Source organism: Haloferax profundi, from assembly GCF_001469865.1.
Taxonomy (GTDB): domain Archaea; phylum Halobacteriota; class Halobacteria; order Halobacteriales; family Haloferacaceae; genus Haloferax; species Haloferax profundi.
In genome coordinates this window covers 1-10082 of sequence record NZ_LOPV01000007.1, presented here as the reverse complement: position 1 = coordinate 10082, position 10082 = coordinate 1, and the positions used below count along the sequence as shown (strand labels likewise).

General features: G+C 54.3%; 9 protein-coding genes. 3 read left to right on the top strand and 6 right to left on the bottom strand.

Annotated features, from left to right (window positions below; all coding sequences use genetic code 11):
• Positions 1-1075 (top strand): methionyl-tRNA formyltransferase (locus AUR66_RS00470; RefSeq protein ID WP_157532945.1); only part of this gene is annotated, 1075 nt, incomplete at its 5' end.
• Between the two features lie 15 nt (positions 1076-1090).
• On the opposite strand, the gene AUR66_RS00465 is transcribed toward AUR66_RS00470, so the two are convergent.
• Entirely contained in the window at positions 1091-1771 is a 681-nt protein-coding gene (locus tag AUR66_RS00465) for a PIG-L deacetylase family protein (protein WP_058570573.1), read from the bottom strand.
• Positions 1772-1864: 93 nt separating this feature from the next.
• Between AUR66_RS00465 and AUR66_RS00460 the strand changes: the two genes are divergently transcribed.
• The gene (locus tag AUR66_RS00460) at positions 1865-2581 is read left to right on the top strand and encodes a methionyl-tRNA formyltransferase (RefSeq protein ID WP_058570572.1); all 717 of its coding nucleotides are present in this window, start codon (positions 1865-1867) and stop codon (positions 2579-2581) included.
• A gap of 9 nt (positions 2582-2590) precedes the next feature.
• Here the strand turns inward: AUR66_RS00460 and AUR66_RS00455 are convergent, their stop codons facing one another.
• The 5 genes from AUR66_RS00455 to AUR66_RS00435 all read right to left on the bottom strand — a co-directional run bounded on the left by AUR66_RS00455 (position 2591) and on the right by AUR66_RS00435 (position 8363).
• Positions 2591-3640: an N-acetylneuraminate synthase family protein gene (locus tag AUR66_RS00455; RefSeq protein ID WP_058570571.1), complete on the bottom strand. Its 1050-nt coding sequence runs from the start codon at positions 3638-3640 to the stop codon at positions 2591-2593.
• Between the two features lie 44 nt (positions 3641-3684).
• Positions 3685-4866: a DegT/DnrJ/EryC1/StrS family aminotransferase gene (locus tag AUR66_RS00450; protein WP_058570570.1), complete on the bottom strand. Its 1182-nt coding sequence runs from the start codon at positions 4864-4866 to the stop codon at positions 3685-3687.
• On the bottom strand, positions 4863-5816 hold the full coding sequence (locus AUR66_RS00445) for an NAD-dependent epimerase/dehydratase family protein (RefSeq protein WP_058570569.1): 954 nt from the start codon (positions 5814-5816) through the stop codon (positions 4863-4865). The genes AUR66_RS00450 and AUR66_RS00445 overlap by 4 nt, the downstream gene beginning before the upstream one ends.
• Positions 5813-6838 carry an SDR family NAD(P)-dependent oxidoreductase gene (locus tag AUR66_RS00440; RefSeq protein WP_058570568.1) on the bottom strand — a complete coding sequence of 342 codons (1026 nt, stop codon included), beginning with the start codon at positions 6836-6838 and terminating at the stop codon, positions 5813-5815. The genes AUR66_RS00445 and AUR66_RS00440 overlap by 4 nt, the downstream gene beginning before the upstream one ends.
• Positions 6839-6953: 115 nt before the next feature.
• Complete coding sequence (locus tag AUR66_RS00435) at positions 6954-8363, bottom strand: oligosaccharide flippase family protein (protein WP_058570567.1); 1410 nt, start codon at positions 8361-8363, stop codon at positions 6954-6956.
• A gap of 1209 nt (positions 8364-9572) precedes the next feature.
• Between AUR66_RS00435 and AUR66_RS00430 the strand changes: the two genes are divergently transcribed.
• On the top strand, positions 9573-10082 hold a 510-nt coding region (locus AUR66_RS00430), incomplete at its 3' end, for a glycosyltransferase (protein WP_157532944.1).

Sequence of the window (10082 nt, the reverse complement as noted above, 5' to 3'; positions counted from 1 at the left end):
CGATGATTCGACTATTTCTCGGCTCGAACGACTGGAACCAGACGTTTGTATCTGTGGCGGCTGGGGAGAGATTCTTCACGAGCGTACGCTTGACGTTCCAACTGACGGGTTCATCGGCTTCCACTCGAGTCACCTTCCGGAAGGGCGCGGTGGCGCGCCGGTTAATTGGAGTCTGATCGACGGTGCGGACGAAATTTGGATTTCGATGTTCTACTATACGACCGGCGTGGACGCGGGCGATGTCATCGAACAGCGCTCCGTCCCGGTCGAGCCCCGAGACACAGTTGGGACCGTGTTCGACCGTCTCGCAGTAGCGGCCTGTGAGCTACTCGATGTCGTTCGCGAACCGCTCGAGCAGGGGGCCATCGAGGCGATGCCGCAGGACCTTTCGAAAGCGACGTATCGCCCACGCCGTCAACCGCAAGACGGACTTGTCGACTGGTCCATGTCTTGTGAAGAGATATCCGATTGGATTCGCGCACAGACGCATCCATATCCTGGTGCGTACACGTTCCACAGGGGTACCAAGCTCCGCATCTGGGAGTGTGAGGTCTTTTCCGAGTCAGCTACCACCCAGAATCCTGGAACAGTCGTCAACGTTTCATCGGGGTCCGGTTTCGATGTCGAAACCGGAGACGGCGTGGTGAGAGTCGTCCGGGTCACCCCAGATGGTGATCCCTCTCAGTGGGCTGACGAGTACGCGGAGTCCTCAGGCCTTACGCAAGGGACAGTGCTCTCGGCCGCAGAGGCACCTCCTGAATGGATTCAAACGGGTATCCGGCCGGCGCGTGGACACAACAGTGCGGCCTTCGAGACGAATTTGACGCTGGGTGAGCAGGGGTCTGTTGATGTACTCACCCGAACAGGTCGCCCCCGAACAGTCGGTGTCGTCGCCGAGCTCGATGGTGAACGGATATTCGGGGATCACCGAGAGGTTACTGGTGAACACTGCTGCAACGTGGAGTACACACCGTCGACGAGTGGCACGCACACTCTGAAGGTACTGTTCGATGTCGATGACGAAGTGAGAGACGTTCGTTATTTGAAGCTCTTTGTGACGGAGAGAGCGGACTGAGGGGTCGACCGTTGGTCAGTCGCGGACCTCGCGAAGCAACACGAACGGCTCGGCCGCGTCGAAGCCGACTTTGGCACCCCACACTTCTGCGTTCTGTCGAATCGATTTCTCGGAACGTGGATGCGGTGGGTCACGGAGCTCTCGTTGGTAGACTTGCATTGCGCTCTCTTTCGTCTCCAGTGACTCACTGATATCTTTGAACGACGTAGGTTGGAACGCGTTCGATGGCTCCGGTGTCGCCCACTCCGTCGATGACAACGTTTCGAACCCGTATACCCGACGAATCGGGGTCCCAACCTGTGGGCGACCGGCCGTCATGACGGCACGGCTCGTCAACTCGTGGTCGAGGTTCAAGTCCCCATGATGGTGGGTGTACACGATTGATGGTTCGTGGGCGTCTACTTCGGCTTCGACGGTCTGCGTGAGGTCGATAAGTGGAACTGTATCGAACCGTTGGTCAGGAAACGTATGGAAGGATACAGACGCACCGAGAATTTCACACGCCTCTTTTGCTCTCCCCCGTCGCTCGTCTATCTCTGCTTGTACTTCTTCGGTAATCGAGTCGTGGCGTGAGGTGACTCCATCCGAGAGAATGACGACGTGGACATCGTCACCTCTCTTGGCGTGGCTGGCGAGCGTTCCACCGACTCCGATAACCTCGTCGTCTGGGTGGGCGACGACGCAGAGGACGTTCATAACGTGGCTACAAATCACGATTAGTAAAATCCATCGAGAGTCGTGTATCGAACGAAACACAATTATTTTTTCAGTGCTGGTTGTTCCACCCATATGGATATCGTGTTTTTAGGGGTCAACGATGTTGGATTTCGAATATACGAATGGCTCTGCGAACGTGATGGTGTCGACGTACTGGCCCTCGTTACTGAAAAGGACCAACTCGGATTGATTCATGACCTCACTCCAGACCTGCTGGTCTCTGTTGGATACAACTATCTCGTCCCCGAATCGGTTCTCGACGTGCCGACGCGTGGTGCTATCAACCTTCATCCATCGTACTTGCCGTATAATGCAGGGAAGTCTCCGAACGTCTGGTCACTCGTCGAGGGGACGCCCGCCGGAGCGACGCTTCACTACATGAACGACTCGTTTGACGAAGGTGAAATCATCGAACGAAAGCGTGTTGACACGTCGTTCGAAGATACCGGAAAAGACGTTCACAGGCGGCTGGAAGCCGCCCAGTTCGAGATGTTCAGAGAGGTCTGGCCCGCTATCGAGGACGGTGAGGTCGAAACGAAGAAACAAGACCTCGAACAGGGCACGTACCACACGACGCAAGATTTTGTAAATCTCTGTAAAATCGACACCGACGAAACCGTCCGCGTCGAAGACTTCCTCAACCAATTGCGTGCGTTGACGTTCCCGCCGTTCGACAACGCGTTCGTCGAAATCGACGGCAAACGATACTATATCGACATCGAAATCAGACGAGCGGACGACGGTGATTGTGCCGACTCCCCCTCTGACGGCTTAATCGAGTCGTACTGAATCAGGTCTTCAGTTCTCGATGTCGTCCCACTGAACCCCGTCTCCCTTCTTAATCGACGTTGTAACGGTGTCCCCGAGAATTTCGTCGAAGAATTTGGGTGCGAGTCCCTTTTCCCGGTTCCCTGGTCGTAGCACTTTCACGTTTTCTCGGGTGAGCGTCTCGCCAGCACTGATGTCTCTGCTGGCGTGAATCGCTCGACGAGCAACATCGTAGAGTTCTTTCTCGACATTCAGTACACCCTTTTCACCGCTCCCAAGCGCACGCTCCGTGTTCCGAATCGCCGTCACCATCTCGTCTAGGTCGTCAGGCTCGAGTGCGAACTGGTGGTCCGGTCCATCCATCGATTTATCCAACGTGAAGTGTTTTTCGACGACCGACGCACCGAGGGCGACTGCGGCGGCAGGTGCGGTCACTGGGTCGAGTGTGTGGTCGGAGAGGCCGCTCGGAACGCCGAATTCCTCGCGCAACGTCTCGACGACGCGGACGTTTATTGATTCGAGTGGCGTTGGATACGCGGCGACGCACTGGAGAAGGGCGAGTCCATCGACTTCCGCATCGTGCAGTACAGAGACAGATTCGCTCACCTCGTCCATCTCGTGGGCACCTGTGGACATGATGATGGGTTTGTCGGTTTCGGCCAACGAGCGCAAGAACGGATGGTGAGTCATCGTATAGGAGGCGATTTTCCACGCAGATACGTACTCTTCGAGTTCGTCGGCCGAACGCTCGTCGAACGGCGTCGAGAGAAACAGAATGTCGTTGGCTTCACAGTATTCGTAGAGTTCCGGAATCCAATCGTACGGCATTTCCATCGACTCGATAATCTCGTAGATACTCCGTTCATCTTCGAGATATTCGACTTCCCCGCTGTCCTCGACGTACATATCCGAAGCACGGAACGTCTGGAATTTCACCGCATCTGCTCCCGCCTCGACTGCCACGTCGATGAGTTCCTTCGCGGTCTCGAGACTGCCGTTGTGGTTCGACCCCGCTTCGGCAATCACGAACGTCGATTCTCCAGTCCCGACAGGTCTGCCATCGATTTCGAAGGTATCCATACCCGAATCGGCGCAGTCCCAGGTAAAAAATGTGTTCGTCGGAGTCAGTTGTGGTGTTCGAACAATCGACGGACTGCGCTGACGACGTCCGCAACGTCGTCGTCGTCCATCTCCGGAAACAACGGAAGCGACACGATTCGGTCGTACACCGCGTTCGTCGTCTCGAAGTCTGTCTCCTCGTAACCATACTCTTCTTGGAAGAATGGGTGGAGGTGCAGTGGGACGTAGTGGACCTGCACGCCGATGTTCTCGGCGTGCATCGCGTTGACGAACTCTTTTCTATCGCACCCGAACTCGTCGTGAATCTCCACCGCATAGAGGTGGAACATCGGGTCTGCATCAGCTTCAACAGTCGGTGTCTTCAGTGGGAGGTCTGCAAATGCCTCTTCGTATTCGGTGATTATCTCGTCTCGCCGACTTTTGAACGAGCCGAGGCGTTTCAGTTGTGCGAGGCCTAACGCCGCTTGTAGGTCGGTAACGTTGTAGTTGTAGCCTAGTCCCTCGGTGACTTGGAACCACGGTTCGTCGTCGTGGCCCTCCGGCGAGTAGTCCATCTCGAACGAGCGGAGAGAACGAAGTCGGTCTGCGAGGTGGTCGTCGTCGGTGACGACCATCCCACCTTCACCGGTGGTGATGTTCTTCACGGGGTGGAAACTGAAAATCGCCATGTCGCGCTGGGCACCGATCATCTGATCTTTCCACGACCCGCCGAAGGCGTGGCACGCGTCCCAGATTACGGTGAGGTCGTGTTCGTCAGCGATGGAGAGGAGTTCCTCGATATCAGCAGGTTGGCCGCCGTAGTGCATCGGAATGAGACCAACAGTATCCTCGGTGATCGCATCACGAACGGCCTCAGGGTCGATACATCGAGTCGTCTCGTCGATATCTGCGAATACCGGTGTAGCGCCGGTGTAGCTAGCGGCGTGTGCAGTTGATGCGAAGGTCAGCGGCGTAGTGATAATCTCGTCACCGGGTCCGAACTCTGCTGTGCGCCCAGCGAGGTGGAGGGCCGTCGTCCCGGATGTCGTCGCAACCGCGTGCTCGACGCTGATGAGGTCCGCAACCTCTTGTTCGAAGGCTTCGACAGTCGGTCCACGGGTGATGTAATCGCCATCGAGTGCATCGTGGACAGCGTCTTTCTCCATCTCGGAGATACTCTGTCCACCGTAGCCGAGAACCGAATCTCGAATCGGAGTCCCGCCGTACTTCGCTGGGGTGTCGCTCATCTCTCAGCCCCGTCCTCTTCTTCTAACCACGCTCGAAGGTGCTCGATACCTTCTTCGAGAGAAACTTGGGGTTCCCAACCGAGCACTGTTGCGGCCTTCGAGGGGTCACACAGGAGTTTTTGAACCTCGCTCTGCGGGTGGTGGTGGGGGACGTGCTCGATATCGGTTCCGTCACTGGCGATGAGTTCTGCGAGGTCGTTAATCGTGATGTCCTCGCCGAGACCCGCGTTGATGACCTCACCGACACACGCGTCTGAGAACGTCGCATCGACGACGAACCGTGCACAGTCTGTCGCATAGAGGAGGTCACGAGTTTGTGTCCCTTCGCCGAAAACCTTGAGCGTTTCACCGTCGATATCGCGGGAGGTGAAGATAGAGACGACGCCACCGGCCATGCTCGTCTTTTGGTACGGTCCGTACGTGTTGAATGGGCGAAGAATGGTCACGGGGAGGTCGTATCCGTGGTAGTAGCCTTCTGCGAGGTTCTCTGCGGCCAACTTCGACCCAGCGTACGGCGATGCGGGTTTCGTTGGATGTTCTTCGTCGATGCCGTCCTCGGAATCGACCATGTCGTAGACCATACACGTCCCCATAAGGCCCAGTCGCGTGTCCGTCTCCAGACAGACGTCGAGGACGTTCTGCGTGCCGACGACGTTCACTTCGAAGTGTTCACGCGGCTCTTCGAGGCTCTCCTGCACGTCGATTTTCGCGCCGAGGTGGATGCACGCGACGGTGTCGTCGTCGAAGATACGTCGAACGTCTTCGATGTTTCGAACGTCGCCCTCGAAAAGTTCGAAGTCGGGTTCGTCCGCAAACTCGGCGACGTTCCGGTGGCTCCCGTTCGACATGTCGTCGAGTCCGCGAACCACGTAGCCCCGGTCAAGCAACTCCTTCGAAACCCACCGGCCAATAAAGCCGGCCGCCCCCGTGACTGCGACAGATTCACTCATAGTGCATTCTCCAGTATGTTGTTTTCTCGAAGTAAGGCTTTCACTTCGTCAACCGACAGTGGGTCTGCAACTTGAGTTGAGAGGTCGATGTCGTCGGCAGTATCAAATCCATCCATTCCTGGGTGATTGAGATGAGCGTCTTCACCGTTTTCTGGAAGGACTGCATACAGCGTCTCACTCTCCACAGTTCGAGTGGCTTCACGTTCTGTGATAATCTCTTCGTGAAACGTTTCACCGACGCGCCGACCGATGATTTCGATGTCGACATCTTTGGGGTTATGACCGAACTCTGGGGCGAGTTCGTAAATCATCGCCTCGGCCAAGTCTTCGATTCGAATCGTCGGCATCTTGTGAATGAACACCTCTCCACCTTTCGTCTGCTCGATTGCAGAGGTGACGAGGTCGAAGACGTCTTCGTCTGTCAAGAAGAATCGGCGCATCCGAGTGTCGGTGAGTGTGACTGGACCACCATCGCGAATCTGCTTTGCGAACAGTGGAATGACAGACTGCGAAGAGTTGATGACGTTTCCAAACCGGACCGAAGCGAGTCTGAGGTCGGATCGGCCGGCGTGTTTGTTGCCTGCGGTGATGAGTTTCTCGCCGAGTAGTTTCGTCGTCCCCATCGTGTTCGCAGGGTTCACTGCTTTGTCTGAACTGGTGAATACGACTCGATCGACGCCGCTGTTGATTGCAGTGTCGACGACGTTTTGCAGGCCGACAGCGTTCGTTTTCACCGCTTCGAACGGATTGTATTCACAGATATCGACGTGTTTCATCGCCGCCGTGTGGACGACGATATCGACTCCTTGCATGGCGCGGACTAGTCGCTCTTGGTCACGGATGTCTCCGGCGAGGAACCGACAACGCTCGTCGTCCAGCGACTTCCCGAGAGCAGAGAGGCTCGGTTCGTTGTTATCAAAGACTCGAAGCACATCTAAATCAGTCTCGAGGAACCTTCGAACTAAGGACTGGCCGACAGAACCCGCCCCACCGGTAATTAATACGACCTTGTTGTCGAGCATTAAGCGCCTATTTCCTCAACCATTTGATTAAGGTAATGGTCTGATTTTCAAATCTCAAATTCGAATCTGGTGAGTTACGCTGCCTGCGCTAATCTTGGTTGGAAAAATAAAATTTTCACCCAGAGAATGGGAGGTTATCCATGACTGTTTTTCGGAATTGGAACGAAACTGTGTACATCACCCCGAAATAGATCACCCCCCCGACAGCCACAAGTGGGATAACGGTCTCCAACCGTTCACCGAGAAATGACACACTGATCTGAACTACTAATCCCATTAATGTTGCCGCACCAACTTGCTTTCTAATTTCTTCAAATGGGAAACTGAACGCGATATACCTTGACAAGGCCCAATACGAAAGTATCGCACTCAATCCTGACGACAATGCGGTCGCAACTGCAGCACCCTCCCACCCGAACTGCTGGATGAGAAGTACGTTCATGACAATGTTCAAGACGACGAAAGTTGCCGTGATTCGGAACGTGATTTCGGGGCGGTTAAGCGCATCGATAGCGCTCGTAAATTGCATTTCGAACGCGTACAACAGACGTGCGACGATGAGAATGAGCAGTACCGTATATCCCTGGACAAACTCGGTTCCATAGATCGAGAGGATCGTGTCACCTACGATTGCTGCACCGACCAGTCCTGGAAACAAAAACAGACCTGCATAGGCTAATGCTGCTTCGATAAGTTCACCGACACGTTCCGTGTTGCCTTGACTCGACAGCTGGCTCATCTCGGGGAATAACGTCCGCGTTATTGAGGAGCCGAAGATGGCGAATAACGAGGCGATGTTCCACGCAATCTCGTAGATACCGATGAAGCCCTTTGCGACAAAAAAACCGAGGATGACAGTATCCATCGCAGTGAACGTACGGCCCTTGATTGTCGACACCCACGAGTAGCGGGCATAAGAGAGCAGGTCCATGATTCGATCACGAGTTGGGCGAACTGCCTCGAATTTAATGAAGTACGTGCCGACGGCAACCGTAATGACCCCTGCAACGATGTAGCCCCAGAGTAGGCCGACAAGACTCAATCCAACGGTAATCGCGACAATTTGGATGCCACTTCGAACCGAGAGGTCAAGAGGGTCAAGGAGACTCGAAATGTGAACTTTCTGTTGACCATCCAGAACGGTTACCACAAACACGTATCCCGTCCGAAGACAGAGCATCGCGATGAAGAATGGAAGCACGTCAACGCCAAGATACGATTCCAGTTGGCTACGAAATATAACTGCGAGGGCGATGAAAATCAAGAGAATAGCACCTTGTAAAGCTAACCCAGAGCTCAGATATCCACCGCGGTTTCCCGTCTCACTGACGCGTTTTTTTATTGCAATTGGGATGCCCGCACTGCCGCCGACGACGACCCACCCAAGTACCGACAGAATCAGCACGTAGGTTCCGAGCACCTCGCTCCCGAGTTCGCGTGCGATGTACCAGTTGGCCGCGAACCCTGCGGCAGACATCAGGAGCTTCGCGCCGAGGTTGATGACTGCGGTCTGACCACGCTTCATGTGGATCTACCCGTATTTTCCTTCCTACCCGCTAATGCACTTCGGTCCGCTTCTTCAGACTGAACCAGCCTATTACTGCTAATAAATACCATTAACTCCAGCTTACTTTCCAATTCAGCTGGAGTGCGCCCGCCGACTCCCGCAAGTACACTTCGTTTTCCACCGTTTGGTACACAAAAGGAGAATCTCAAAAGTTGGTGTGAATCTCCTGAAAGAGGACCCCCACTTCTGGTTGATACAAAACAGATCCATACGGTTTGAGAACTCCAAGAGTGGAGTTGTAGGCGATTTCCGTGAAGAGATTGGATAATTCGAAGGTGTGTGGTCGTCAACGACACCCAAAGATCGGCCGTGTCAACATAAACAAAAACCAGTGATACACCCTGTGTACAGTGGGGTGTACAGGACATCACGAGAAATGATTCCATATCATAGAACGCCGAATATCCATCCAAGCCAATGCCAACACCCACTCACCCACGATTGTGGAAAGATATGTTGTTGGGTCTTTTGAGGCTAAAACACGCGAAAAACGAGCGAATGTGAGTCAGGCAGGATACATCCATTGAGTAATGACTCTACACTCCAAAGGAGATCACAGATTTGGTACACCATTGCGAAAAATCAGCATGTGTACACCCCTGAAAAGGGGGTGTAGACCGTCGGAGTTCGCTTCAACCCTCCTCTGAAAGAGTGTGAAAAGCCACCAATTTTAGCCATGGGTGTAGCGTAGCAAAAAACTTCGAGAGGTCTCGTGAGACTATCCCACTCGACTACATCACACGTTCCTCCAACGGACTGACTTTCCAGATTATTCCTCGAATGCGTCTAATGGGTAAATGATCATGTAGGTGCAGGTGGAGTTGAAACAAAGCTCTCACTCCCCCGGGAAGAAGAGTATGTACCTGAACGTCGATATCATTTGTAGCGTCGGCTACCGCTGCTCTGTGTTCTTAAATAATACTGGGCCAGCGTATGTCGGCACATCCCGTGATTAGTCGGTGGCAGTATTTCGATTGATCACGACCACGAACTCAACATCCTGCACAGAGCGTCGGCGGGTGGTTTATTCACTTTGTACTCCTCAAAAATTTATAACGGCCAAACAAGCACCGATAGACGAACGCTAGTCTGTAAGACCTGAACTATGTAAACTGTGTAATCTAAAGAGAAAACCCTTTTGAGAAGTCTTCCACCACCATTGTATCAATGCCCACCCCCGACTCCGTCTGCATCCTCATCCCCACCTACAACGAGGCGGAAACTATCGCCGACGTCGTCTCTGACTACCGAGAAGAAGGGTTCACCAACATCCTCGTCATCGACGGTGACTCCACAGACGACACGCGCACCCTCGCAGAAGAAGCCGGCGCACACGTCGTCGTCCAATCTGGATCGGGCAAGGGCCAAGCGGTCAGAGAAGCTGTCGAAGAGCACATCAAAGCAGAATACATCCTAATGCTCGACGGTGACGACACCTACGATGCGGTGGACGCACCGAAATTGCTCGAACCGCTGGGAGAGGGGTACGACCACGTCATCGGCGACCGATTTGCCGACATGCGACCAGGGGCGATGACGAGATTGAACCAGATTGGAAACAAAATCATCAATCGAGCGTTCGCACTCATCCACGGACAGGACTTCAAAGACATCCTCAGTGGGTACCGCGCGTTCACGCGCGAGTCGTTCCTCCAGATGACGCTCACGTCGGACGGG